We start from the raw sequence: 25,014 nt of genomic DNA on the forward strand, positions 1-25,014 counted from the left end.
TTCTCCTAGTGCTTGACCGCTGTTACCGCACAGCTTTTCGAGTCTTTGATTGCATCCAGACAGTTCTGATAAACGCCTTTCAAGCAAGATATACCTTCCTCGGTTAATTTAGGTGGTACGTCACCCGTTAACATCGAGTTATAGGCCATGATGGTTTCGTGTAACCCATTAGCACCGTATTTTAAGAATAGGTTTTCTTCGGCTGACAGTGCTAAAAATACGCGTGTAATCGCCGCGGTAACGGGGTGAGGTTTGTTATCAAAGACAAACACGGGCATTCTTACTTCTCGGACTGTTTCAACTAAGAAAAGCAAGGCAATGAGATTTCTCAGTGCGACCAGAACGCTTTCATTGTCAGTGCGAATATGGGTGAGATAAGTCGCTAATAAGACGATCCCCACAGCTATATCGCTTTCATCCCAAGTACCTGACTCTGCCAACTGAGGGATATCAAATAGCGGCACAAAACAAACATGCTCATAGTTACCTTGCTCGTTCAACTTCATGACATTTACAAGGATTCCGATGACTTCGGTATAGTATTGATTCATTCTGCGCTTCCTTTCATTGTGTGTTGCTGTTGAGCCGCACGTAACCCAATATTCACCATATTTCGGGCTATGCCGTGGAGTGTTGGCTTTTTACTGTTTGGGTTCTTAGCGCGTTCTTCTCGTAACATGGCTTCCAGCGCTTCAACTTGTGCCGGCGTAAGAATAATGGAGTGTCGTTTTGATTGTGGTTTGGTCATGGTCATTTCACCTTTTGCATTAATAATGATTTATATTGCAAATAATGAAACAATCATAACATTCAAGAGGTGGATAGTAGAGAAAATAGGCTCCAGTTGCTTATTTTTCGTACTAATGCATATGTGAGCTAATCGGTAAAAATGAAGAGTAATCTATTGAAAGTGAACGACTATAGCCCTGTTACCTCAGTCATGTAATCAGGGCTTTGCATATATCAGGCAGGGTTATCTTAAAACAGCGGCATTTTGTGGCTGTACGCGTTGCTGGTGGCAGGGAAAGCCATAGAGTAAATCTAGCTCTAAAGGTTCATCTACAGCGGTTAAACAGCCTAAGATAAAGCTTTCCGCTATCGCCATGCGTTTACGGACTTCACTTTCATTCAGCTTATACTTGCGGCCTATAGAACGTTTGGACATACCTTTGGCGTAGTAGCATTCAATAAAATCACATTCTTGTTCCATATGGACATTACGCAATTTAGCAATACACCCATCAATAATAAGCCCGTCCGCGTCACAACATGACAGCTTAGTAATACTCGTGCGACTCACTAAGCCTTTAAAGCCAGCGGCAACAGACGAGTAACCAAGACCAGAGCGCCCACGGACTACCCAACCACCCCAATGTAAAAGTATCTTCTGTATATCTCTTTGCATTTTTACACCTATAGTCTTCTATACCAGTGGCGGTTATAAAGTGACCTGTGTTTTTATGTACCAGTTAGTACATTTTAGCAATATGAAAGAGATAATGCGAATAGCCTATAACATACTGATTTATATTAATTATAACGGTTCGTTAGAATTGAATTTCAAGCAAGTAGCATTTTGCAAATTAAAGCGGTGATTTTCAGGCAGGGTTATCTAACACCCTCCTGCTTTTAGAAGTGAATACCTATGAACACTAGTGAACACTTATAGCTCAAGTGTTCACTCTAAAATTTATTAACAATATCAAATAATTAATTACTATATTTATATAAAAATGAACACTATGAACACTTATATATAAAAGTTTTTAAAACTCTAAATACTTAAACAGTAAATAACTACATTTAGGTGGTGGGAATTATTGAGCTATCCAAATTCGGATAACGCAAAATAAATACTTTTTCAGAAAATACTGTAACTTTAAGTTATGGTATTCAGAGGGGATTTATCGGATAAAAATTCAGCGAGCCCCTCCCCCCTATTAGTTCAGCTTTTACTAAATAAACGGTTTACTAGCGATAAGACTTAAATTTGGGCACTCCAAACTGGTACTAAGATTTTTTTTCAGTTAGCCGTTTTATGGCTCGTTCAGCTGCTGAATTTGAAATATCGTTTACTAGTTTTTCAATTTCATTAGGCTTGAAGCCTTTTAGCAGGTGCCCAAAACCACCGGGTAAGTTAGAACCATCTAATTTTAGATCGTTACCATTCAAGGAAAGTGCTAATTCAATAGCAGCTATAATTTCAGCGTTAATAGAGCGTTTATTGGTATCTGCTAACGCTGAAATTTTCTCTTTTAATTCCGCGGGCATACGCAAATTAAAAACGGGGGTTGTTCTAGACATATTATATCTCCACTAGTTAAGGTTGACATGATACTACGGTGGGGTTATATTTTCAATGACCCCACTGTAATACCAATAACACCTATTGGAGCTATATAAGGTCATTCTACAATCCAAATAACAACGCCCCGAAGTGCGGCAAACACTATCAAGGCGTCTAACCACAACGTAACGGAGTCTTACGATATGGCTATGTATAAGTCTACCCAAACTCACCCTAAATTTATATGGCGTTTTTTCTCCTGCCAACAATTTAAATATTTCACTGTAACCGCTCATACGGAACAAGAAGCTCGTTCATTACTCCCTGACTCACCTTGTTTATTCTCCGCTCGTATTCCAGCTAAGGCGGTGGCTCATGTCTAATCATCCTATTTTTGCTACTCCTGCGGATGTTATTCGCCCAATTGCTGCAGCATTAGAAGCGGCTCAGTTCTTGGCGTTAGATCCTAAAGCTACAGACCTCTCTAATGACCTAATCGCATGGGCGCAAGAAACCGCTGCACAAATGGCTATCAATATGCAAAACGAGAAACCAGGGGCTGAACATGTCTAAGAATCAATCTACAAGTCATTTGTTCTCGTTAAGAGTCCGCCAGCTTGGCAATCCTTCGGTTAAGGAAGGTTTTAGCTTTGACGCACAAGGGAATGTTGTTCCTGATATTGGTAATAACCGTCGTACAAGACGAATGATCAAAGCGGCCTTACGCAAGAAAAAGGGTGAAGGAGATATTTGCGGACAGGGGGAAGCGTAATGATGAATCTATATAAAGCAACTGGCTATGCGGTCAATAAGAACGGCCTAACCGTTGGTATTTCGTATCAGGTGGAAGCGGAAGACGTAACAACCGCCCGTAATGTGGCATTAGGCCAAGCCATGAATAATGGGATGGCTTACCCGCGTATTCTTCGTGTTGTTCTGATCCCCGTTTCTGAATTTATATCATTTTCAGCTAACGAATAGACGTTATTTAGCGTATTCGGCTGAACTGGTAATTTTTTACATATTTACGCAGTTCAGCGTTATTCCCCTCTGCACATGCAGAGGTCTTATAAACGCCAATTATCAAGCGTACCTTTTCAGCGAATACCGATAATTAACGTATTGAAAGGTGAAAAATGACTATTAATGAACCGATGTTAACTAAGCAAGAAGTCAAAGCACGACTTCATTACAAGTCTGATAGCGGCTTTTATGAGTTTTTAAAAAGAACGCCTTCGTTCCCTAAACCCGTCAAATTAGGTTTAAGACGTATTGGTTGGGCTGCCAGCGAGATCGACGCTTATTTAGACGAGCAGCTTAATGCTCGTGAGGGTTATGAAAATGCCTAAAAAACCTATTACTGAAATATATACAGTTGAGGAAGCCGAGGAGTTGAGTGAGTTAATCGCTGACATTATCCCAATGCTAGCTCGTGATTCACGTAACAAAAAACAAGTAATCCACCTTCTTGACTATGCACAAGATCTTTTAGATTGCTTTTCATATGACAACGGCGACGAGTTTGAACCAATACTAGAGGGAATGCCTAATGACCAACTTATTTAAAACCATCAACGATTCAATAGGTGAAAAAAATCTAGCAGTAGAGGTTCTTTGTAATGTTCAGGTTTCTATTACTGAATTTATCACTAAGGCGGCTAACCATGCGTAAACATCGTTCAGCCGGAGGATGTATTGAGTTAATGGACTGTCAACATGGCATTAAGTCAGAAGATGCTCAAGTACTGAATAGCCAGTATATACCACACGGTAATACTATTGGTACTTATGCAACCAATAGACATACACGTCGTATGTTAAAGAAAGTTCACGGTATTACAGCAAAAAGATTATGTGATTTGAACGAGGGTAAAGCATGAAAGATATCATTTTAAATTCTGACATAGATTCAATTCAAGTTTCTTCTCCTGCATTTTTATTTGATGAATCCTTTGAAGACTGTAATCCTGCAACAAGCCGTAATTTTAGAGCGGATTGTTTAAAAGAGCGTATCAGCTTTCAAATGGTTAAAGATCCTCGTGTCATTCCCTTTGGTAGTGGCTCTAAGCATAAAGGTACAAAATCTAAAAAATGTAAACGCAAACAGACCAAAAAACGTGGGGGAGGTCGCTAATGTCGAATCCAATCTACTATTCCCGAGGACGGGATAAATTCGATATTACGCCTGAACAGCGGTGTGCAGAAGATGAAGACGATTTTATCAATAAAATTTTGTCCGATACGGCTAGAGCGAAGTACCAACAATATTTTTGTGCACCACTAAATACAGGAGAACATCCCCGGGGGCAAGCACCAAAAGAAAAGTATCCTGAAAAGTTTCAAGGTACTAAACATTGGCGTCTAGCGTTACTTGCAGCTAAACGCCGATTCATCAGTTTTGATTGTGATAGTTTTGACAGCCCGAAAACCTATCAAGCTTTGATTGCACATTTGCAAAAACATTACAAAGGGCTTTTATACACCACATTTAACTACACCGAAGAAGCCCCCCGATGCCGCTTTGTGTTGATGTTGGATAGTGAGGTTGATCGCAATCAAGGGAAATTAGTTTGTGAAGCGGTAGCAAATGAAATCGATAACACATTGTTATCATTAGCAGAACAATTAGGTGATGACACTTGGAACCCTATTATTGGATGGGATAAGGCGGTGTACCTTGCGGAACAACAGTGTTATTTACCCATAGCGAACCCATTGAATAAAGAGATTAAGCCTGGAGTACCCGTTACCGATGCTGTCACCTATAAATTCGATGGAGAGTTAGTTAATGTTTCTGAATGTTTAGAGTGTGCGGATACGCTTGAGCTAAAAGCAACAAAAAATATGAGCCGAACACTGATGATTTTACCGATTTTGATAATTGGTTTGATGTTGATGAACATACCTTAGCCGATTTACAGGATGCTTTGTTTTTCCCGCCAATGGTTGAAATATCAAAAGGTGGGCGCACTGACTGGCAAAAAGTGTTAGCAGCACTCGGTAGCTTAAAAGAAACACCTTATGAAGATGACGCCTATCAATTGGCTCGCGCGTGGTCTATTGCTGGTGAAGCTGCCTTTGATGAACACACATTCGAGCATACTTGGGATACTTCACGCGCGGACTTAACCAGTTATAAAGCGATTTTTGCGAAAGCAGATCGCTTAGGCTGGGTTAATCCGCAAAAAATAAGACCTTACATTGAGCTTGAAAAAGTCGGGTTATATATGACTGATGAAGGTTTAATGTTGAACAAAGAAGAAGGAACCGGAAAAAATAAAGTCATAGTTGCTAAACGTGTTGCGGCTCCGTTCTCGATTGTTGGTTTAACTCGTGATGCATATAGCGATAACTGGGGTAAGTTAATTACGTTTAATGATAGGGATACTATACAAAAGCAATTTATTGTTCCCGATGAACAACTGCATAAACAAGGTACAGACATTCCTCAGCGACTAGCTAACTTAGGCTTGTGGATCAATATTTCACAAAGTAGAGCACTATTAGATTATCTCAATGTTACCGCCGCAAAAGAACGCATTACATTGGCAGATACGACAGGTTGGTTTAATGCTCATGCATTTGTCTTACCTGATAGAACAATTGGCCCTACTGACGATAAAATCATGTACCGCTTATCTGGTAGAAAGAAAACCGAAAGCAGCCAACTGTCTCAATTAGGTACATTAGACGAGTGGCAAAAACACATTGCGGCTAAGTGTGTCAATAACTCTCGATTAGTTTTTGCGGTCTGTGTGGCACTATCTGCGCCATTATTAGAAGTCCTAGGCGTCGATGGGGGTGTCTTTAGTTTAAAAGGCCCATCGTCTAAAGGTAAGAGCACAGCTCAACACACCGCGGCTTCGGTTTGGGGTAGTGGTTCCACAAATGGTGGGTATGTGCGTAGCTGTAATACTTCACTAGTTGGGATTGAAGTTCTGGCCACTGCGCATAATGACCTTCCGCTCATACTGGATGAACTGAAAGCCGCTAATCCTAAATTGATGGGGCAAATTGCATTTATGTTGACGCTTGGACAAGGTAAAGTCCGAGGAACTAAAGATGTTACTTTACGTGATACTCTACAATGGCGAACGCTTGTTTTAGCTTCCAGTGAAGATGCTTTTGAAAACTATCTCAAAGCCGCAGGAGAAACCATTGCAGCGGGTCAACAAGCTCGATTTGTGGATATACCGGCTATTGTTAATAGTGAGTTAGGCGTGTTTGATGATATTCACACAATGCCTTCTGCTAAAGCTTTTGCAGATAGTCTTAACGCCTTATCAACTCAATATTATGGCTCTGCTGGCCTTTATTGGCTTGAGAAGCTTACGCATATTGAGCGTTCGGAGCTATTACCAAAATTAGATGCATATCTAACCCAATTTAAGACCTCGTACCGCCCTGATAATGCAAGTTCTCAACTTGACCGGGTATTAGAGCGTTTTGCGTTATGTGCAGCTGCGGGTGAGTATGCGACGGAGTTAGGCGTAACGGGTTGGAGTAATGGTGAAGCTATTAATGGGGTTGGGGAGTGCTTTAATAGTTACGTTGAGGAACGAGGGACGGTAGGGGACTTAGAAAGTGTCAACGGTATTAGGCAGCTTTGCGCTTACCTAAGTACACACCGCGAAGCACGTTTTAGGCAGATAGGGATCAATTCTTCACTAGCTACCTTTGACGGTTATTATGTTCGCAATCAAACTCCAGATGCTTCAATTGGCGATTTTGTTGATGAAACCACGAATAGCACTAATGAAATCACCGATGCTGGCGGAGTGTATTGGATAACTGCTGATGCAATGCGAGACCGAGTGTTAGCAAACTGCAATATGGAAATGACGCTAGCGGAATTACATAAGACTGGCGCATTAATTGGGGTTAAAACTGGAACAGATAAAAGCGGTGAACCAAAATTAGAATATAATCCTCGTGCCCGTGACCCCATAGATGGTAGGCAAAAGCGTTACTATCGTATTGACGAGACCAAGTTAGATTTATAATTAGATAGGCCAGTCATTTAGCTGGCTTATTTTTTTTTATCTCGCAGTAATGGCGTGACCCAATCATAAATAGTTTTCCAAGAAACTCCCTTATCTGGGTCTTGATTTTTATTGAATGGATGTAACTTCATATATTCGATTGAGTCAACAGGATATTTAGCTAACCAATCATGATATTTAGCGTCAACGTGTTCCGTTAAGCCCTTCATAGTCATTTTTCCGTTACACTTGCTAATCTCTTGCTCTGCCCATGCATTCATTTTTGCTTTAATTAGGCCATAGTGTTTATCGTGTTTAGCATAGGCCGCTTTTTGCCTTTTTTCTATTAAATGCAAATTATCAAAGCTATTAACTACTTCTGTATCGTCCACTTGTATAGATAAGATAGCAAAAGCAAAATTACTCGCTGCAAGTAAACATTTTTCTTTTGGAATATCATCATTTCCTATCATCCCTAAAACAGCACAAGCACCGACTAAAGGGATAGTTCTATTTCTATCTGATAATGGTTCAGCTACGCAATGTCGCCAAGCATAGCTATCTATTTTAGTTAGTTCCCTAGCTGTCTCTTGTGGTTCAGCGATTAAATCCCACACGCTAAGGTAGTCTAAAGCTTGTTCAATATCATCTTCTGATAACGTAGAAAGCTGGTGGATACACCAATGTGCCGAGGAGAGGTGGGTTAGATAAATATCATCCTCGCTATGTGGCGAAAATAGCGCCTTCGCTTTATTAACATTTTCTAAGGTGAACAAATCATATTGCATTGTTAACTCCGTCAAGTATCTTTTGAGCATCTTGAGAAGCCTGTTTCACAATTCGCCCCCACCAATCCATCATTTCTATACGCTGCTCAAGATATGTCGCACGGTTATAAGCAGCCCTCACCATATTTCGCTCTCCGTGCGCCAACACGGCCTCTATTGCATCCGGTATAAACTCTGCCTCATTCATAGCAGTACTAACGATAGAGCGTATCCCATGCGACGTAAGAACCCCCTTATATCCAATTCGTTTTAGTACTTGGTTAGCGGTTTGGGTACTCATATGTTCAGTGGGCTTAGTTCGATGAGTAAATACAAACTCCCTTGAGCCAGTGATCGAGTGCATCGTTTTTAATATATCTAGAGCAGGTTGACTTAAAGGAACTGTATGTGCTCGCTTCATTTTCATTGTTTCAGGAGGAATAACCCATACTTTGTTATCAATATCAATCTCAGACCAACGTGTTTTAGCCGCCTCCCCTGGTCTTACCGCCGTTAATAGCTGCCATTCAATAAGCAAGCGTGTAGGAAGCTCAATTTGGGCTATAGACAACGCTGCTATTAGTTCAGGTAGCTTTTCAGGTCTGATTGTTGGGTGGTGTTTTCTATCTGCTTTAATAAATACCTTATGTACAGAAGTAAAGGGGTTTGCATCTACCAAGCCTAGATTCATAGCAAACTCCATTATTTCTACGGTGCGCTGGGTAAGATAGCGCACCGTTTCATGTTTACCTTTCGCCTCTACAGGTTTCAGTACTGCGACTAACATCGCTCTTTTTAATGAAGAAACGGGGATATCGCCAAGGTTAACAAGAACATATTTATCTAAACCGCGCCAAATATTTTTTATATAGTTTTCGCTAACAATAGTTTTTTTCATTACTAGCCACTGTTCCGCAACACTGCGTAACGTATTCGCGTTAGCCTCTTTAGCTAAAACCGATTGTTGCTTGCACCAATCTACAGGATCAATTTTTTGAGCCAATAACACTTTGTATTCATCTCTAATTCTACGGGCATTGGCTAAACTAATTGATGGGTATTCACCTAATCCAATCATTGTTCTGTTCTGAGTAATCGGCTTGTAATATCTAAAATACCAACGACGAGAGCCCGACACTTTAGCGAGAAGTTCTAGGCCGTCCCCATCCCTATAAATGGTATCTTTTAATTTTCCAGAATTATCTGACTTCGCCCTAGCGTTTGCGACGGCGGTAGGAGATAACGGTTTTATTTTTCTAGCCATGTAACCACTCCAATCAACTAAAAATAGTGCAGTGTCACTAGCATGCACATTCCAAAAATTAGAAATAATATTAAAAATCAATTGATTATAAGTTATTGTGACGCTACAGCATAAACTCAAAGCCCCACCGTGACGGTAGTAAGTCACACACTTTTCACATAATATTCAAGTAGTTAGTATCAATTGTGACAATGTGACGAGTTTTTAGCTGAAAATATTAAATATATAATGAGATTTAGGTGTTATTTCCTTAGTAGTAAAAAAATAGACGCGTAGTTTTCAATACTACTAAGTATACTACTAAAAAATTCGAGTTAAAACGATACTTAACGAATATAAAAATAGCAAAACGAGCAGACAATAAAATATAAATCAACACGTTAAGAATTAAAACGAATATAATCGAATACATTCGAATGCTTGTTCATATTCTCGTGCATAAATTGTTCAGCGAAAAAACGCCGTGCTAATTCGCTAACCGCTTGAAATTGCGTAAATTTACAAAGTCCCATTCCTTTGCATTTAGTCAATTGTGCATAATCTGCCTGCAAAATAAGATATAAGGAACCAAACTCCTTTAATAGCCGCTCTGCAAGATACAAAACCGGCTCTCCTTGGCTGCCAGTGCGGAGAAATATGGCAAGTAATTCTGCATCAGTTAATGCAGCTGCACCGTAAGCCAGCATCTTCTCTCGTGGTTTTAAATCACCTTTATTTTCCATATCACTCCTTGATACCACGTCTATTCTTTTATCATTATTTATATGCTCATTAATTTAAAAAATGATTATGATTTCAGCTGGTTAATAGCCCCTAAAATATCTCTTATATTTTGTATATAGATAAATTAAAGAATCAACAATGAATAAAAAAGCGACTTGTGTAGCGCTTCGCAAAAATAAAAATCTGATGATATATACAGTACTCTCACCTATCTTTCTGATATGATAATATGCTCTTCATGATGATTTGATGGATAGAACCATGACACAGCTAGCAGGCAAAAAAATTGTTATTGGTATTAGTGGTGGTATCGCTGCCTATAAAATTCCAGAACTAACCCGCCGTTTACGAGATCAAGGCGCTGCCGTTCGTATCGTAATGACAGAGGGAGCTAAAGCCTTCATTACGCCTTTAACATTACAAGCCGTTTCCGGGCATCCTGTATCGGACGATTTACTCGACCCTGCCGCAGAAGCTGCCATGGGGCATATTGAGCTCGCAAAATGGGCTGATATGATTATTTTGGCACCTGCTACCGCTGATTTAATTGCTAGACTTAATGCTGGGATGGCAAATGATTTGCTCACCACTGTCTGTCTTGCTTCCGCGGCTCCCATTGCTCTTGTTCCTGCAATGAATCAACAAATGTACCGCGCAGCCGCAACACAAGAAAATTTAATCAGATTGCAACAACGCCAATATATGATTTGGGGGCCAGATGATGGTAGCCAAGCATGTGGTGATGTTGGACCTGGTCGAATGATTAACCCACTAGACATTGTCCAGCTCACCAGCGAATACTTTAATCGTCAAGCTGACTTACGTGGTTTAAAAGTCATGATTACAGCTGGCCCAACTCGTGAGGCTCTCGATCCTGTGCGCTTTATTAGTAATCACAGTTCAGGCAAAATGGGATTTGCTATTGCTCAAGCAGCTAGCCAACGAGGTGCTGATGTCACGCTTATTGCGGGGCCTGTAAATTTGCCAACGCCAACGGGTGTGACTCGTGTTGATGTTATCAGTGGAATTGATATGTATGAGCAGGTTCATCAATCTGTTTCATCACAAAACATTTTTATTGGCTGTGCTGCTGTGGCAGATTATCGTGCGAAATCAATTGCAGAGAATAAAATTAAAAAACAGGGCGAAGAAGTGGTTATCACTTTGGTGAAAAATCCCGATATTGTTGCTAGCGTTGGTGCTTTAACTGAAAACCGCCCTTATGTGGTTGGGTTTGCAGCTGAAACACAGAATGTTGAAGAATATGCTAAGCAAAAGCGCCAGCAAAAACAGCTTGACCTTATTTGTGCGAATGACGTTTCTCTTGCTGACAATGGTTTTAACAGCGATAACAACGCATTACATCTATTTGATGCTGTTGGCGATGTACGCCTTCCACATACGAATAAACTTGAATTAAGCCACTATTTACTTGATGAGATACTGCAACGTTATGAAAAAAATTGACCTAAAAATACTTGACCCTCGTATTGGTAACGAGTTTCCTCTACCCGCTTATGCAACTTCAGGTTCTGCCGGCTTAGATTTACGTGCTTGCCTTGATAGCGCTATTGAGTTAACACCGGGTCAAACTGAGCTAATTCCAACTGGGCTAGCAATTCATATTGCAGATCAGCAACTCGCAGCTGTCATTTTGCCTCGCTCAGGATTAGGCCATAAACACGGTATTGTTCTGGGGAATCTTGTGGGCTTAATCGACTCGGATTACCAAGGCCAATTGATGGTTTCTGTATGGAATAGAGGTGATACGACATTTACTATTGAACCCGGTGAACGTATTGCTCAAATGGTCTTAGTACCTGTTGTCCAAGCTGAATTTAATATTGTTGATGATTTTGATGCGACAGAACGCGGAACTGGCGGTTTTGGGCATTCAGGTCGCCAATAATTAATAATGTTATACACCCAGAATTATAATTCTATCTTATCAACAAGCTCTCTTCTGAATAAATGATCTAAAAAGTTATAATATCATACGTAGGATAGCTACAGATAAGAGAAATGCATGTAAGATAATTTCTATACTTTGGGTACCGCACTACCAAGCCACACCAGTGTATCTAGCAAATATGATAGGTACACTAAATAATCAGCTATACAAGTAAGTTGGCTCTATTTTTTGGTTATGAAAAAAACCTTACTGGTAGGCTAATCAAAAAGATAGGCAATGAAATAAGATAATAGTTGCCTATTTAAATCCTTGTTGTCCTACTTTTTTATTTACTCAGGACAAATTTTTGGATAGTTTGTTTTGCGTTTTAGCAGGGGTCTTATCAGACATGGCAGAAAAAGTGATAACAAAAAAACGCAACAGGCGGGAAGAAATTTTACAATCACTCGCACTGATGTTGGAAAGTAGCGATGGTAATCAACGAATTACCACTGCAAAATTAGCAGCAAGTGTTGGCGTATCAGAAGCCGCTCTCTATCGCCATTTTCCAAGTAAAATGAAAATGTTCGATAGCTTAATCGAGTTTATTGAAGATTCATTAGTTTCACGTATTAATCTTATACTGACTGATGAAAAGGATACTATTACCCGAATTAAGCTAATACTAGCACTCATTTTAGGTTTTTCAGAAAGAAACCCTGGCCTAACTCGAATTATGACAGGCCATGCACTGATGTTTGAACAAGATAGGTTACAAGGCCGTATCAATCAATTATTCGACCGAATTGAGTCTCAATTACGACAAGTACTTAAAGAAAAAAAATTACGAGATGGCCAAGGCTTTATCCATGATGAGTCTCTACTTGCGACTCAATTACTGGCATTTTGTGAAGGGATGTTGTCTCGTTTTGTGCGCTCTGAATTTCGCTATCGCCCATCTGTCGAATTTGAAGCGCGCTGGCCTTTAATTTTAGCTCAACTACAATAATAAACAGGCTACGGATAAAACTAACCAAATTATATAGCATGTGAAAATTCAAACAAATTAAGTGAATTACACTTTTTATGTCGCTAATCATGCTAAAATTTTTAGGCTATTAATCCTCATATAACAATGAGAATGATAGCCAAACTACTCACCTCGCCCACCATTAGGCGAGGTTTTTTTCTTTAAAGTTTAAATACCATATTGCTGGCGGTAGACTTCCATTGCAGCAAGATGTTCTTGCATATCTCCGCGCTCAGTCAAATAAGTAATCAAATCACTCATAGTGATGATCGAGTAAACCTTACAAAAATAGTCTCGTTCAATTTCTTGTACGGCGGAAATATCAGTTTTCCCTTTTTCTTGGCGGTCAAGACATAATAAAACACCATTTAATGTTGCTTTATGTTGCTTGATAATTTCCATTGATTCACGAATAGCAGTTCCCGCTGTAATAACATCATCAACAACTACAACACGCCCCTGCAATGGACTGCCAACCAACACACCACCTTCACCATGATCTTTTGCTTCTTTACGATTAAAGCAATATGGCATATCAATATCATGATGGTCAGCCAGTGCAACGGCTGTCGTGGTTGCAATTGGAATACCTTTATAGGCAGGACCAAAAATAACATCACACTCAATAGCACTATCAAGAAGCGCTTGCGCATAAAATTGACCGACAAGAGCCAGATCACGTCCCGTATTAAATAGCCCAGCATTAAAGAAATAAGGGCTTTTACGGCCTGATTTCAGCGTAAACTCACCAAATTTAAGTACCTCTTTTTTCATGGCAAGCTCAATAAATTCGCGCTGATAGGCTTTCATGAATCAATCTCCTCAGTTTTATTAGACATAAAAAAGGCGACTATTCAGCCGCCTGTTCAAAAAATTTTTTACTTCAACGCATCTCGTTGAGCTTCAAATATGGATGCTAGCCCCTCTTTGGCTAGAGCAAGTAAATTAAGAAGTTCATCATGGCAGAAAGGTTCTCCTTCTGCAGTTCCCTGAACTTCAATCATTCGACCATCATCCATCATGACCACATTCATATCTGTTTCTGCTGCTGAATCTTCAACATATTCAAGATCACACAGCGCTTGACCATCAACAATACCGACAGAAACAGCGGCTACCATTGATTTCAATGGACTACTCTTGAGTTTTCCATTTTCGACCATGCCATTTAAAGCATCAACAAGCGCAACGCAAGCACCGGATATTGCAGCAGTGCGTGTACCGCCATCAGCTTGTATCACATCGCAATCTAATGTAATTGTATATTCACCTAATTTTTTTAGGTCAACCGCTGCACGTAATGAACGCGCAATCAATCGTTGGATTTCCATTGTGCGGCCAGTTTGCTTGCCTTTTGCCGCTTCACGCTGGTTACGTGAATTAGTCGCGCGAGGTAACATGCCATATTCTGCTGTGACCCAACCTTGGCCTTGTCCTTTTAGAAAACGAGGAACGCCTTCTTCTACTGTTGCGTTACATAACACCTTAGTATCGCCAAACTCAATCAGAACAGAACCTTCCGCATGCTTGGTATAGTTACGTGTGATTTTAATTGGGCGCATTTGGTCTGCCATTCTACCTGCTGGACGCATGGTGTTATCTCCGTTTTGACTTAATTTGTCGCGCATTATACGTTGTTAAACTGATAATGCCTATCATGACATCACCCATAGCGTTATAATCTCATCAATATTCATTTTTATAGGAACGAATTATGATCCGTAGTATGACCGCTTTTGCCCGCCGTGATATTAAAGGGGAATGGGGGAGTGCGGCCTGGGAGCTGCGTTCCGTTAATCAACGCTATCTGGAAACTTATATCCGCCTTCCAGAACAATTTCGCAGCCTTGAGCCCGTCATCCGTGAGCGAATTCGTTCACGTTTAACCCGTGGTAAAGTTGAGTGTAACTTACGTTTTGAATTAAACGGCGCACACCAAAGTGAGCTGATCCTTAACGAAGATTTAGCCCGCCAGCTTATCAGAGCTGCTAACTGGGTTAAAAACTATAGCCATGAAGGTGAAGTGAATCCATTAGAAATCTTGCGTTGGCCGGGTGTTATGTCAGCTGGAGAGCAAGATTTAGATGCCATCAGTGAGCAACTATTAGTTGGCTTAGATGAAACTTTGGATGCTTTTATTCAAAGTCGTGAAGCTGAAGGTGCAACACTGCATGCATTGATTGAGCAACGCCTTGATGGTGTTTTAGTCGAGGTCGCAAAAGTTCGCCAACATATGCCTGAAATACTTCAATGGCAACGTGACCGCTTACAAACTAAATTAGACGATGCTGATATTCAGGTGGACAGTAACCGTTTAGAACAAGAATTAATTCTTCTTGCTCAGCGAATTGATGTTGCTGAAGAGCTTGATCGGCTCGAATCTCATGTCAAAGAAACCCGTAATATTCTTAAGAAAAAAGAAGCGAATGGACGTCGACTTGATTTTATGATGCAAGAGTTTAACCGCGAATCAAATACGCTGGCATCAAAATCAATTAATAGCGAAGTTACCAATTGTGCAGTAGAGCTAAAAGTATTAATTGAGCAGATGAGAGAACAGATTCAAAACATTGAGTAACATTTCACAGTAAATCAGAGCACATCAATAAGCCAGCCGATACACTGTATTATGAAGTGACCCCCAATAGTTGGACAACCAATTACTGGGGGGCTTAATTTAAAATCGACAGTCAGACCTTACAAGCCGCTTAACTAAAAGTGCCCAACTTTATGGGGTCACTACATTACTCCAGACTGCATCAAACTGTTTCTTTTTTGATAAAAACACATAAAAAAAACAAATGATTATCAGTAGATATTATGCCCAATAAGGTATTTCTATTATGCGGTGTAATTCTAAAGTCGATAAGAAACAATAAGACGTCTTTTCAAAAGAAAGTTTTTCATACTGTTTAATAATACAATGTAAGGAATGCTGAGGCTAAATAGAAGATTCAGATGATGCGGCGCGAGATAAAACCATCTTAACTGCGCGATAAATGAATTCTATTGTTGTTTCACCAGAAGAAATAACATTTCAGTTAGACCTTAAATTAAAATGTTAAAAACCGCTATATCTTGATAGCGGTTTTTAAGAAGAGAGCGAAAAAATTAACTGATAAAATCAGTATAAATTAATCCACTCTGTCCCATTGTAGATCATCTTTCTTTTAGCCGCAGCGGCTTCCGCTTCCAGCTCTTCTTTGGTTTTGATGGTTTTATGGTAGCGATTGAAATTGTCTGCTTGCGCCGCCGTTAAGGCTTGGGAATCGGCAATTTCCTGTGCAACCCGTGAGGCTTGTTGGTCACTGACTGACTTTAACTCGTCTTCAAGTTGCTTCAATTCGGTATGAGCCGATTTCAAATCCGCCTGAATTTTTAAGCTAAGTTCAAGATTTTTGTTGTCGGCCATATGGGTATCCAAGCCCCATTAATGGGGCATTAAAAGTTGTTTAAAACGATTAAGGTATGCACTCAGGCTTTTACCCCCAGAAAAACTGACCCCGATGTCTTGAGTGCGGTTTTGGCGCTCAATGAGTTGCTGTTTCTGAATTTCTTCATAAAACAGGGTTAATTGTCTGGCTGTGTAATGGGGGAGTGCACGGTAGTCGTGTCCGTGGGCGACAAGACAGGCGAAGACGCTTGCCCAATCAACCGGGCTTGCCGAGCTTTTGCCATTTCGATCATCTTTTCGCGCACGGCACTCCGGGTAAAAAAAGGCGCATTGACACCCCACCACACCATTAAAAGGGCGTCGCTATCCTCACCCGTTAACGCACTGACCCACTCGACAGATTCACCGCATGACACCGCGACAGCCTGTATAACTTCATTGGCAAGCTGACCCATCAAGTCATACAGCGCATCCAGTGAGACTTCGGCCTCTGGCGAATTAAGCATGAGTGCTTTAAAACCGTCACTGATCGCCTTAAGTGGCGCACGATACTTAAGCTGTTCTGCTAAGGTGTATTCATGCACCACCACCTCTTTGCCTGCCAGTGTCAATGTGCGCTCGGGGAGTAAAATGGCTAATGACTCACTCATGCGGAACGTCCATTAACATAGGTTAATTTGCCAAAACGCCCCATGGCATCATCGGCTTTACGAGATGTATCCATTAATAAGCCACCTTTGGTTTGTAAACCCGCTAAATTGGTTTCGTTATTGATAAGCCCTAAGTTAGAAACGGGGTCGAACTGCACTTTGTATAACTCTAAAATGACAGAGGAATCCTCTTCCGCTAAGTTCACCCCTTCATAGCGTAAGAAACGCTCTTTCGGTTTTTGGGTAAATAAGGAGGTTGCGGTATTCGCACTGTATTTATAGGCCGCTTCGGGAGCAGCAGTTTGATCTTGGGTAAAGGTGATCGCGCCAAACACCTCATCGAGCAGATAATCTTCATCAAGCACGAGTGCAGAGCCAGAGGCAGTCAAGACAACATCGGAGACACTCGGGTAAGCCAAGGTGTAGCGCTCACCCGCTTTAATGTTGGCGGGGAGTTTTTCGCCCGTCACTGACCCCGCGGCGGTTTCAATGGTTTTGCCATACAGCAATAACGCCAGATTTTCACCGGACAGATCATGCCAGGTCATGTCGATTTCACCGGAGTTACCGAGGGCAATACGACGAGTAATGCCTTTATAGCCGGAGTAAGATTCTTTGTGCTCAATTTTTTCAGTGCTTAACGTCACATTAAATACACTCACATCACCGATAAAGCGCTGCGCTAACGCACGTCCAAATTCATCACGCTCGGCTAAAAAGAGGCGACCTTGACCATAATAATAAGTTTCAGGTTGCTGCATTAGACTTCTCCTTTCTCATTAGGCTGAGAAACTGTTGATACTGGGGAAAGTGCAACAGCACTCTCCTCAATCGATTTTTTAGGGGTATTGGCTTTGGGTTTGGCTATATTGTTTAGCTCTAACCAAGCCTGTGTTGCCGCATCTACATGCAGTGATTCTCCTTTGCCGTAGAGTTTTCCCGCATGGGTACCAGCATGTATTAGTAATTGAAGAGGCTCATGCGTTGCCAATCCCAACACTGAAGCACCTAAAACGCTTTTTTGAGTTGGAGAACGGCTTTAAAAAGTTGCTTTCTATTGTGTTGATTGGGCAGCCTGAATTGTCTCTCAAACTGTCTGAACGCAACCAAGCGGTACGTGAAGTGGTTCAGCGTTGTGAGGTGGTGCAGCTCCCACCACTCGATAATCAGTTAAATGAGTTTTTAACTTTTAAGTTTGGACGCACAGGTAAGCCGATTAATGAAGTACTCACCGACTGCGCCATTGAAGCGATACGCAACCGACTAAGCCAAGTCAAAAGTGGTCGTCGAGAAGCGGTAAGCCTGCTTTAGTGTCCCAATATATCCCCATACCTACCACTAAATACCAGAATTATCGCACACCCTTATATTATTTATCTCACTTCTCATCATTCAGAGATAATGAACACCACTGATTTATCAACGCCAATTTTAATTGAGTTCGAGGAATTTAAAAAACACTCCTTTCCCATACGAAAGACAAAGAAGGGGGCTGGGATACGGCTATTTCTGGATTAGCGCTGTGTCGCTATACAACAACGACAGAATCAGAAGGTTGGATGTATGAGCCAAGTTTGGCTATTGCTGCTCAAGGTGCAAAAAAAATAACAATAGGCTTAGAAACAAATTGTTATCGCCCTATGAATATGCTTTTGACATCATCTGATATACCCACCTTTGCTAACGTCTGTGAAGCATCTAAAGAGGCACCATTTTTAGCCATCTTACTCAAATTAGACCTCTCTTTATTGCCTGAATTATTAGCGGAGAATCGATTTGAATTATTGCAAGAGAGCAATCAACATAGAGCCCAACAAATCGTTCCTGCCACAGCACCAATATTACAAGCAGTGACTAGACTTATTAAACTGATTGATACACCAGAAGATGTACCTTTCATTGCTCCTTTGATCCAAAAAGAGATCCTTTATTACTTATTACGATCAAATGGTGGTTCAAGACAGCAGTTATTAGCATCGCAACATCCTCAATGCCGTCAAATTAATCAAGCTCTTGATTGGGTTAAGCTGCATTATCGTGACACTATCCGTATTGAAGATTTGACTACGTTAGTAGGAATGAGTACCTCTTCATTTCATTTCCACTTTAAAAACCGAACGGGTATGACACCATTACAATATCAAAAATGGCTACGCCTTAATGAAGCTCGACGTATTATGTTAATTGAAATGGCAGACGTCTCTGAAGCTGCATTTAGAGTGGGATATGAAAGTCCATCACAATTTAGTCGTGAATATCATCGATTATTTGGTCTCGCCCCTTTAAAAGATATCCAACGATTAAAAATATCTGACACTGAAAGGGTATCTTAGGATTATTAGGCAAGAATAATGGAGAAATGAGTTAAAGCAATAATGAATGATTGCGTTACAGTCATGCTATTAGATATTGGTATACAAAGGAGTTTGAAGTGACTAACGTATTTATTATTAATGCATCAAAAGAATTTGGCGGTTCAGAAGGAAAACTCAACGATCATTTAACCCAAGTTGCGACGACATTGCTATCTTCACATCAGATAAATGTGCAATCAACACGTATTGATGATGGTTACGATAATGATGAAGAAGTTGATAAATATTTATGGGCTGACGTTATTATTTATCAAATGCCAGCGTGGTGGATGGAAGGGCCTTGGATCTTAAAAAAATATATTGATGATGTATTTAGTGCAGGTGACGGCAAACTATTTATTGATGATGGTCGAACACGAAAAGATCCTTCAAAAAAATATGGTTCGGGAGGATTGTTACAAGATAAAAAATATTTACTCTCTGTGACTTGGAATGCGCCATTTGAATCTTTTGAAGAACAAGAGCAATTCTTTGAAGGAAAAGGTATTGATGCGGTGTATTTTCCATTCCACAAAGCAAATCAATTTTTAGGCATGGAAGGATTAAAAACCTTCGGGATGTTTGATGTGGTAAAACAACCTCACATTGAAAAAGATGTTGAGGCGTATAAAAAACACTTAGAACAAGAAATTATTGGCTTGCATCGTTAAACTTAGCCAAGCGTATTTATTGGCTATCTTTTATTTACAAGAGATCTAAACAGCCACAATTCAGTAGAAATGAAAAAGATAGATTAAAAGGCCTGACTCCGGTTGTATATCGAAATCAGGCCTTACAAGCCGCTTAACTAAAAGTGTCCAACTTTATGGGGTCACTTCATTATCTGGCTTTTTTGTTTTCAACACATTGTTGTTATAGCGATAGTGCAAACATACTTTGCCATTCAAACAAGGTGCCAAGAATTCATTTAATCACTACCAAATAAATCGCGGGTATACACTTTTTCTGCAACATCTTCCAGTTCAGGCACCATGCGGTTAGCCAAAATAATGTCACAATCGGCTTTAAATGCCTCCAAATCGCGATACACTTTTGAACGGAAAAACTCGTCTTCTTTTAGTACTGGCTCATAGACGATGACTTCAATGCCTTTGGCTTTGATGCGTTTCATCACACCTTGCACCGCAGAAGCACGGAAGTTATCTGAACCGGCTTTCATGACTAGGCGATAAACACCCACTTTGCGCGGTGACTTGGCAATAATGGCATCAGAGATAAAATCTTTACGCGTGCGATTTGATTCAACAATGGCATTAATCAGGTTGTTTGGCACATCATCATAGTTCGCCAACAGCTGTTTGGTGTCTTTTGGTAAACAATAACCGCCATAACCAAAGGACGGGTTGTTGTAATGGCTGCCAATACGTGGGTCTAATGACACACCTTCAATAATTTGGCGGGCATTCAGACCCCGACTTTCTGCGTAAGTATCGAGTTCATTAAAATACGCAACGCGCATCGCTAAGTAAGTGTTAGCAAACAGTTTAATGGCTTCGGCTTCTGTACCATCCGTAAATAAAACGGGGACATCTTTTTTAATTGCACCTTCGAGCAACAAATCTGCAAAAATTTGGGCGCGTTCAGAGCGTTCACCGACCACAATGCGTGAAGGATACAGATTGTCATACAGCGCACGACCTTCACGTAAAAACTCAGGTGAGAAAATCACATTGGTGTAGCCAAACTCTTCACGTAAGCGCTCAGTAAAGCCAACTGGAATAGTCGATTTGACAATAATCGTGGCGTTTGGATTGATTTTTTGCACATCATGAATGACCGACTCAACCGATTGGGTATTAAAGTAGTTGGTTTTCGGGTCATAGTCAGTCGGCGTGGCCACAATCACATAATCAGCCCCAGTATAGGCTTCTTGGATATCTTGCGTGGCACGGAAATTAAGCTTTTTCTCCCGTAAAAACTGCTCAATTTCAGTATCAATAATCGGAGATTGGTGATTATTTAACATCGCCACTTTTTCGGGGATGATATCGACTGCGACAACTTCGTGGTTTTGTGACAGTAACATGGCATTGGACAGACCGACATAGCCTGTTCCGGCAATTGCAATTTTCAAAACTCGCCTCTCATCAAATTCATTTTCAAATAATACCGTTAGTATACCGTTCGCAACGCAATAATAAGCTACTGGCTATAATAAGATTGATACCAATCAACAAAAGCCTGTACCCCTTGCTCAATAGACACTTGCGGGCGATATCCTGTCACAGTAAAAAGATCTTCAGTATCTGCCCACGTGGTGTATACGTCGCCCGCTTGCATCGGCAAAAAGTTTTTAATCGCTTGTTTACCCAGTGATTGTTCAAGCGCAGCAATAAAGTCCGTTAATTGAACGGGCTGACCATTACCAATATTGTATAAACGGTATGGTGCGCTACTTTGTGCTGGTGTGAGTGAGCGATTTTCAGGGTCGGCTTGCGGAATAATATCAGAAATGCGAATGATGCCTTCGACAATATCATCAATGAAAGTGAAATCACGGCTCAAATTGCCGTTATTATAAACATCAATCGGTTCCCCTGCTAAAATAGCTTTAGTGAATTTAAATAAAGCCATATCCGGGCGTCCCCACGGGCCATACACGGTAAAAAAGCGCAAACCGGTTGTTGGCAATTGGTAGAGATGTGAATAAGAGTGCGCCATTAATTCATTGGCTTTTTTGGTTGCGGCATATAACGAAACGGGATGGTCTGTTGGCATATCCGTGTTAAACGGTGTTTGCTCCGTCATGCCATAGACTGAGCTGGATGATGCATAAACTAAATGTTTGATTTTAGCTTGGCGGCAACCTTCAAGAATAGCAAGATGCCCGCTAAGGTTACTGTCAGCATAAGCAAATGGATTTTGTAATGAATAACGGACACCTGCTTGAGCAGCAAGGTGGATCACGCGATCAAACCCTTCTTGAGTACAAAGTACCACAACTTTTTCTCTATCAGTAATATCAAGTGGGATAAAGCGAAAATGAGGATGTTGCTCAAGAATATGTAGGCGAGATTGTTTAAGCCCTTGGTCATAATAATTGTTCATATTGTCAATGCCAACAACATGATGACCATTATCTAACAAACGTCGACACAAACTAAAACCAATAAAACCCGCACAGCCAGTCACTAAGTATTTCATGTTAATTATCTTCTAGCATGGGATCATTCTTATCTTAGCGCCTTGAATAATCCGTTCGATGTTATTTACCATCATGCAACGCGAATGAATTCGAGTCTAGATAACCTGCAAAAATTGGCATGGTTTTACACAAGAAAAAGCAAACTTGGCGATTAAAAATACAAAATTTGATTTTATCGTCAACAAAGCGCTAAGAAATGCGCTATTTCATTTCGTGTTGGTGCGCCTGAAGGACCACTTTTGCTCACCACAATCGCAGCGACAAGATTCCCTAAATCAATAGATTCCGTTAATGATTTCCCTTGAGACATTCCCGCTAATACCCCCGCAGTATGTGCATCACCCGCCCCAATAGTATCAACAACTTTCACTTTATAAGCTGGGACAAAGATAGCAGGCTCATTCGGATGACATAGCCACGCGCCTTGGCTATCTAAACGAACAATTAACGTCATGCCATGGCGATTAGCATAATCTAGCGATTGCGGAACAATATCACCATCACCACAAAGAAAACGCGCTTCATCACGATTCAGTGTTAAAATTGTTCTATTTTTAGGTAATTGTGTCAGAAAAGTAGCCGAAAGTGCAGCAAGTCGTGGACCAAGATCTAAAACAAAAGTTTGTGTTGTACAATCATTCAACAACCATTTTTGTAATTCTTCACCTTGAGAACAACCTAACTCATAACCTGTCGCATAAATGATTGCATCATCAGGAATATTAAGCGCTTGTAATTCTGCTCTGCTCCAATGTTCTTCACAGCCGGGAATGGAAATAAATGTTCTTTCACCATCAGGTTCAGTTAATGCAAAACACCAACCATTATCTTGTGTCGAGCTAGTTAGGATAGGCTCAATATTAAGTGATAATAATGCTTGTCTGACTCGCTGTCCCCATTCCCCACAGCCAACTCTAACGCCATTAGTGATTGGAATTTGTAAGCGAGTTAATGCGCGGAGAACATTAAATGCACATCCACCAATTTGCCAACCATGATCTATCGCGGAAATATCTTCCCCTCGACGGGGAAGGTTTTCAACACTTAGAACGCGATCTCCGGCAGCCGCACCAATAACAACAACATTACGCATAATTATTTCTCAGCGACACGACTGAATATTAAATAAAGTCCATAAAGAACAAAACTTAATACAAATGAAAGTAGGATAGCTAAACTTGAACCTTCAAAAATGCCTGTTGCCCATGGCCCTTTAATAAACTCGTTATCACTCACCAGCAATCCTACGAGCGCGCCGAGTAACCAACACAGTAACGGGATCCAACGAATTCCTGCATTTTTTGCACCAAACAGTTGGTCAAATTCATAACCTTTACGGCTGCGTAGTACAGCATAATCCAGCATAAATACAGCTTCCCAAGCAGCGAGAAAAACACCGCAGAATAATAAGAAAGCAATAAAAGAATTAATAAATTCACCGGAAATAAACAAAATATAGATAGCAACGCCCATCACCAAGACGGCATCTAATGCTACAGCATAAACTTGGCGGATTTTAATCCCGATAGTCAATAAATTTAAACTTGCTGAATAAAGACTTAACACAGCAATGGTAATAATGCCGGCAGTTGCAGTCAGTAAATAAGGGATAGACATCCAGTTAGGAAGTTCTGAACCAATTAGGGCAATTGGATTTTCAGCAGAGGCAAGTTCAGGTAAGCGAGCAGAAAGTAGAATTCCGGTAAATAACAAAATAAACAGGGGTAGTGTCGCCCCAAAGGTTACCGCATTAAAAATGCCCGATTTTGATGAACGTTCACTTTGGTAACGGCTATAATCCGCTCCAGCTATCCCCCAACCAATTCCTGTTCCTGCGGCAATAATTGACACCGCAGGTAAAAAACCGGTTAGCCAGCTTCCTGAAGGCATAGATAAAACAGCGTGCCAGTCAGTTTGCCAGATAATATATAGCGCAGCGATTAACGTCATGGTACCGAAAATGCGTGTGATCCAGCTTTGCATCACAACAACAGTTGCTTGTCCCAACAAACTAATTGTTATGGCTAAGCCTGCAAATAGCACCATGCATACAATAGTTAATGCGATTGTATCGCCAAAACCCAGCACTTGAAAAAGTGCCTTAAGCGTCAAGGTACCGGTTATCATGTTGATAGCTTCCCAGCCCATCAATGTGATCCAGCTGAAAAAAGTCGGCGCAATATTGCCGGTTTTACCAAAAATGGCTCGGGAAAGTGTTAGGGTTGATGTGCGGCCTTTTTGCCCAGAAAGGCTGATATAACCCACTAAGGCAAAGCTGGCAATACCAATAACTGCGGCAAGTATAGATTGGAAAAAGGACAAGCGGAATGAAACGATAATCGCGCCGTACACAATGCCTAATATACCAATATTAGCGGCGGACCAAATCCAAAATAACTCTAGCGGCGTTGCGGTTCGTTCTTGTTCTGGTACTAGGTCTATCCCCGTATTTTCAATTTTCCAAGCTTCGTTTGTTTGTGGAGTGTCAGGTAATGCACTCATTCCA

The 25,014-nt window shown here is 40.7% G+C and carries 33 protein-coding genes and 1 pseudogene; 17 read left to right on the forward strand and 17 right to left on the reverse strand.

The window, feature by feature from the left end; genetic code table 11:
* Positions 1 to 5: 5 nt before the first annotated feature.
* From OO7_RS01405 to OO7_RS01420, 4 genes are all read right to left on the reverse strand, one after another.
* A complete protein-coding gene (locus OO7_RS01405; protein WP_008914172.1) occupies positions 6 to 551 on the reverse strand; it encodes a hypothetical protein in 546 nt (181 codons plus the stop codon).
* Positions 548 to 748 (reverse strand): hypothetical protein, encoded by a 201-nt coding sequence (locus tag OO7_RS01410; RefSeq protein ID WP_008914173.1) that lies wholly within the window; start codon positions 746 to 748, stop codon positions 548 to 550. The genes OO7_RS01405 and OO7_RS01410 overlap by 4 nt, the downstream gene beginning before the upstream one ends.
* Before the next feature lie 225 nt (positions 749 to 973).
* On the reverse strand, positions 974 to 1,405 hold the full coding sequence (locus tag OO7_RS01415; protein ID WP_008914174.1) for an antiterminator Q family protein: 432 nt from the start codon (positions 1,403 to 1,405) through the stop codon (positions 974 to 976).
* A 605-nt stretch (positions 1,406 to 2,010) separates the two neighbouring features.
* A complete protein-coding gene (locus tag OO7_RS01420) occupies positions 2,011 to 2,304 on the reverse strand; it encodes an Arc family DNA-binding protein (RefSeq protein ID WP_008914175.1) in 294 nt (97 codons plus the stop codon).
* Positions 2,305 to 2,496: 192 nt separating this feature from the next.
* Here OO7_RS01420 and OO7_RS01425 point away from each other — a divergent pair, with 192 nt between their 5' ends.
* The 10 genes from OO7_RS01425 (at position 2,497) to OO7_RS01470 (ending at position 7,290) form a co-directional block, all read left to right on the forward strand.
* Positions 2,497 to 2,670, forward strand: a complete 174-nt coding sequence (locus OO7_RS01425) for a host cell division inhibitor Icd-like protein (RefSeq protein WP_419177238.1) — start codon at positions 2,497 to 2,499, stop codon at positions 2,668 to 2,670.
* Positions 2,663 to 2,860, forward strand: coding sequence for a hypothetical protein (locus tag OO7_RS01430; protein WP_008914177.1), 198 nt, complete (start codon positions 2,663 to 2,665; stop codon positions 2,858 to 2,860). The genes OO7_RS01425 and OO7_RS01430 overlap by 8 nt, the downstream gene beginning before the upstream one ends.
* Positions 2,853 to 3,059, forward strand: coding sequence for a hypothetical protein (locus OO7_RS01435; RefSeq protein ID WP_008914178.1), 207 nt, complete (start codon positions 2,853 to 2,855; stop codon positions 3,057 to 3,059). Before OO7_RS01430 ends, OO7_RS01435 begins: the two co-directional genes overlap by 8 nt.
* Positions 3,059 to 3,268: a hypothetical protein gene (locus OO7_RS01440; protein ID WP_008914179.1), complete on the forward strand. Its 210-nt coding sequence runs from the start codon at positions 3,059 to 3,061 to the stop codon at positions 3,266 to 3,268. The genes OO7_RS01435 and OO7_RS01440 overlap by 1 nt, the downstream gene beginning before the upstream one ends.
* Positions 3,269 to 3,423: 155 nt before the next feature.
* Positions 3,424 to 3,636, forward strand: coding sequence for a helix-turn-helix transcriptional regulator (locus tag OO7_RS01445; RefSeq protein ID WP_008914180.1), 213 nt, complete (start codon positions 3,424 to 3,426; stop codon positions 3,634 to 3,636).
* Positions 3,629 to 3,853, forward strand: a complete 225-nt coding sequence (locus OO7_RS01450; protein WP_008914181.1) for a hypothetical protein — start codon at positions 3,629 to 3,631, stop codon at positions 3,851 to 3,853. Before OO7_RS01445 ends, OO7_RS01450 begins: the two co-directional genes overlap by 8 nt.
* A gap of 98 nt (positions 3,854 to 3,951) precedes the next feature.
* Positions 3,952 to 4,167, forward strand: coding sequence for a hypothetical protein (locus OO7_RS01455; RefSeq protein WP_008914182.1), 216 nt, complete (start codon positions 3,952 to 3,954; stop codon positions 4,165 to 4,167).
* Complete coding sequence (locus OO7_RS01460; protein ID WP_008914183.1) at positions 4,164 to 4,421, forward strand: hypothetical protein; 258 nt, start codon at positions 4,164 to 4,166, stop codon at positions 4,419 to 4,421. Before OO7_RS01455 ends, OO7_RS01460 begins: the two co-directional genes overlap by 4 nt.
* Positions 4,421 to 5,197, forward strand: a complete 777-nt coding sequence (locus tag OO7_RS01465) for a hypothetical protein (protein WP_008914184.1) — start codon at positions 4,421 to 4,423, stop codon at positions 5,195 to 5,197. The genes OO7_RS01460 and OO7_RS01465 overlap by 1 nt, the downstream gene beginning before the upstream one ends.
* A gap of 17 nt (positions 5,198 to 5,214) precedes the next feature.
* The gene (locus OO7_RS01470) at positions 5,215 to 7,290 is read left to right on the forward strand and encodes a DUF927 domain-containing protein (RefSeq protein ID WP_156823120.1); all 2,076 of its coding nucleotides are present in this window, start codon (positions 5,215 to 5,217) and stop codon (positions 7,288 to 7,290) included.
* A 26-nt stretch (positions 7,291 to 7,316) separates the two neighbouring features.
* Here OO7_RS01470 and OO7_RS01475 read toward each other — a convergent pair whose 3' ends face one another.
* The 3 genes from OO7_RS01475 to OO7_RS01485 form a co-directional block, all read right to left on the reverse strand.
* Positions 7,317 to 8,057 carry a hypothetical protein gene (locus tag OO7_RS01475; RefSeq protein WP_008914186.1) on the reverse strand — a complete coding sequence of 247 codons (741 nt, stop codon included), beginning with the start codon at positions 8,055 to 8,057 and terminating at the stop codon, positions 7,317 to 7,319.
* Positions 8,047 to 9,348, reverse strand: a complete 1,302-nt coding sequence (locus OO7_RS01480) for an integrase domain-containing protein (protein ID WP_336431224.1) — start codon at positions 9,346 to 9,348, stop codon at positions 8,047 to 8,049. The genes OO7_RS01475 and OO7_RS01480 overlap by 11 nt, the downstream gene beginning before the upstream one ends.
* Positions 9,349 to 9,680: 332 nt before the next feature.
* Positions 9,681 to 10,022, reverse strand: coding sequence for a UPF0758 domain-containing protein (locus tag OO7_RS01485; RefSeq protein ID WP_008914188.1), 342 nt, complete (start codon positions 10,020 to 10,022; stop codon positions 9,681 to 9,683).
* Positions 10,023 to 10,284: 262 nt separating this feature from the next.
* Here OO7_RS01485 and coaBC point away from each other — a divergent pair, with 262 nt between their 5' ends.
* The 3 genes from coaBC (at position 10,285) to slmA (ending at position 12,923) form a co-directional block, all read left to right on the forward strand.
* Positions 10,285 to 11,490 carry a bifunctional phosphopantothenoylcysteine decarboxylase/phosphopantothenate--cysteine ligase CoaBC gene (coaBC, locus tag OO7_RS01490; protein ID WP_008914189.1) on the forward strand — a complete coding sequence of 402 codons (1,206 nt, stop codon included), beginning with the start codon at positions 10,285 to 10,287 and terminating at the stop codon, positions 11,488 to 11,490.
* Complete coding sequence (dut, locus tag OO7_RS01495) at positions 11,477 to 11,932, forward strand: dUTP diphosphatase (protein WP_008914190.1); 456 nt, start codon at positions 11,477 to 11,479, stop codon at positions 11,930 to 11,932. The genes coaBC and dut overlap by 14 nt, the downstream gene beginning before the upstream one ends.
* A gap of 391 nt (positions 11,933 to 12,323) precedes the next feature.
* Complete coding sequence (gene slmA, locus OO7_RS01500) at positions 12,324 to 12,923, forward strand: nucleoid occlusion factor SlmA (protein WP_008914191.1); 600 nt, start codon at positions 12,324 to 12,326, stop codon at positions 12,921 to 12,923.
* Positions 12,924 to 13,112: 189 nt separating this feature from the next.
* On the opposite strand, the gene pyrE is transcribed toward slmA, so the two are convergent.
* Together pyrE and rph are read right to left on the reverse strand one after the other, a co-directional pair.
* Positions 13,113 to 13,754, reverse strand: a complete 642-nt coding sequence (gene pyrE / locus OO7_RS01505) for an orotate phosphoribosyltransferase (protein WP_008914192.1) — start codon at positions 13,752 to 13,754, stop codon at positions 13,113 to 13,115.
* A gap of 68 nt (positions 13,755 to 13,822) precedes the next feature.
* A complete protein-coding gene (gene rph, locus OO7_RS01510) occupies positions 13,823 to 14,536 on the reverse strand; it encodes a ribonuclease PH (RefSeq protein WP_008914193.1) in 714 nt (237 codons plus the stop codon).
* A gap of 122 nt (positions 14,537 to 14,658) precedes the next feature.
* On the opposite strand from rph, the gene OO7_RS01515 reads away from it, so the two are divergent.
* On the forward strand, positions 14,659 to 15,522 hold the full coding sequence (locus OO7_RS01515) for a YicC/YloC family endoribonuclease (RefSeq protein WP_008914194.1): 864 nt from the start codon (positions 14,659 to 14,661) through the stop codon (positions 15,520 to 15,522).
* A gap of 546 nt (positions 15,523 to 16,068) precedes the next feature.
* Here OO7_RS01515 and OO7_RS01520 read toward each other — a convergent pair.
* From OO7_RS01520 to OO7_RS16920, 4 genes are all read right to left on the reverse strand, one after another.
* Positions 16,069 to 16,356 (reverse strand): hypothetical protein, encoded by a 288-nt coding sequence (locus OO7_RS01520; protein WP_008914195.1) that lies wholly within the window; start codon positions 16,354 to 16,356, stop codon positions 16,069 to 16,071.
* A 158-nt stretch (positions 16,357 to 16,514) separates the two neighbouring features.
* Complete coding sequence (locus OO7_RS16645; protein ID WP_008914196.1) at positions 16,515 to 16,988, reverse strand: DUF6631 family protein; 474 nt, start codon at positions 16,986 to 16,988, stop codon at positions 16,515 to 16,517.
* Positions 16,985 to 17,749, reverse strand: coding sequence for a phage tail tube protein (locus OO7_RS01530; protein ID WP_008914197.1), 765 nt, complete (start codon positions 17,747 to 17,749; stop codon positions 16,985 to 16,987). Before OO7_RS01530 ends, OO7_RS16645 begins: the two co-directional genes overlap by 4 nt.
* Entirely contained in the window at positions 17,749 to 17,988 is a 240-nt protein-coding gene (locus OO7_RS16920; protein ID WP_169337378.1) for a DUF7210 family protein, read from the reverse strand. Before OO7_RS16920 ends, OO7_RS01530 begins: the two co-directional genes overlap by 1 nt.
* Here OO7_RS16920 and OO7_RS01535 point away from each other — a divergent pair.
* From OO7_RS01535 to OO7_RS01545, 3 genes and pseudogenes are all read left to right on the forward strand, one after another.
* Positions 17,934 to 18,296 (forward strand): annotated as a pseudogene (locus OO7_RS01535) (AAA family ATPase); the annotation flags it as partial. The gene OO7_RS16920 and the pseudogene OO7_RS01535 overlap by 55 nt on opposite strands.
* Positions 18,297 to 18,493: 197 nt before the next feature.
* The gene (locus OO7_RS01540; RefSeq protein WP_269077550.1) at positions 18,494 to 19,321 is read left to right on the forward strand and encodes an AraC family transcriptional regulator; all 828 of its coding nucleotides are present in this window, start codon (positions 18,494 to 18,496) and stop codon (positions 19,319 to 19,321) included.
* Positions 19,322 to 19,419: 98 nt separating this feature from the next.
* Complete coding sequence (locus OO7_RS01545) at positions 19,420 to 20,013, forward strand: NAD(P)H-dependent oxidoreductase (protein WP_008914201.1); 594 nt, start codon at positions 19,420 to 19,422, stop codon at positions 20,011 to 20,013.
* Positions 20,014 to 20,270: 257 nt separating this feature from the next.
* Here the strand turns inward: OO7_RS01545 and OO7_RS01550 are convergent, their stop codons facing one another.
* The 4 genes from OO7_RS01550 to OO7_RS01565 form a co-directional block, all read right to left on the reverse strand.
* Positions 20,271 to 21,437, reverse strand: a complete 1,167-nt coding sequence (locus OO7_RS01550) for a nucleotide sugar dehydrogenase (RefSeq protein ID WP_008914202.1) — start codon at positions 21,435 to 21,437, stop codon at positions 20,271 to 20,273.
* Positions 21,438 to 21,505: 68 nt separating this feature from the next.
* Positions 21,506 to 22,507: an NAD-dependent epimerase gene (locus OO7_RS01555; RefSeq protein WP_008914203.1), complete on the reverse strand. Its 1,002-nt coding sequence runs from the start codon at positions 22,505 to 22,507 to the stop codon at positions 21,506 to 21,508.
* Positions 22,508 to 22,686: 179 nt separating this feature from the next.
* Complete coding sequence (locus OO7_RS01560; protein ID WP_008914204.1) at positions 22,687 to 23,601, reverse strand: PfkB family carbohydrate kinase; 915 nt, start codon at positions 23,599 to 23,601, stop codon at positions 22,687 to 22,689.
* Positions 23,602 to 23,603: 2 nt separating this feature from the next.
* The gene (locus OO7_RS01565) at positions 23,604 to 25,010 is read right to left on the reverse strand and encodes a purine-cytosine permease family protein (protein ID WP_008914205.1); all 1,407 of its coding nucleotides are present in this window, start codon (positions 25,008 to 25,010) and stop codon (positions 23,604 to 23,606) included.
* Between the last annotated feature and the right edge of the window lie 4 nt (positions 25,011 to 25,014).

It is taken from the genome of Providencia sneebia DSM 19967 (genome assembly GCF_000314895.2).
Classification (GTDB): Bacteria; Pseudomonadota; Gammaproteobacteria; order Enterobacterales; family Enterobacteriaceae; genus Providencia; species Providencia sneebia.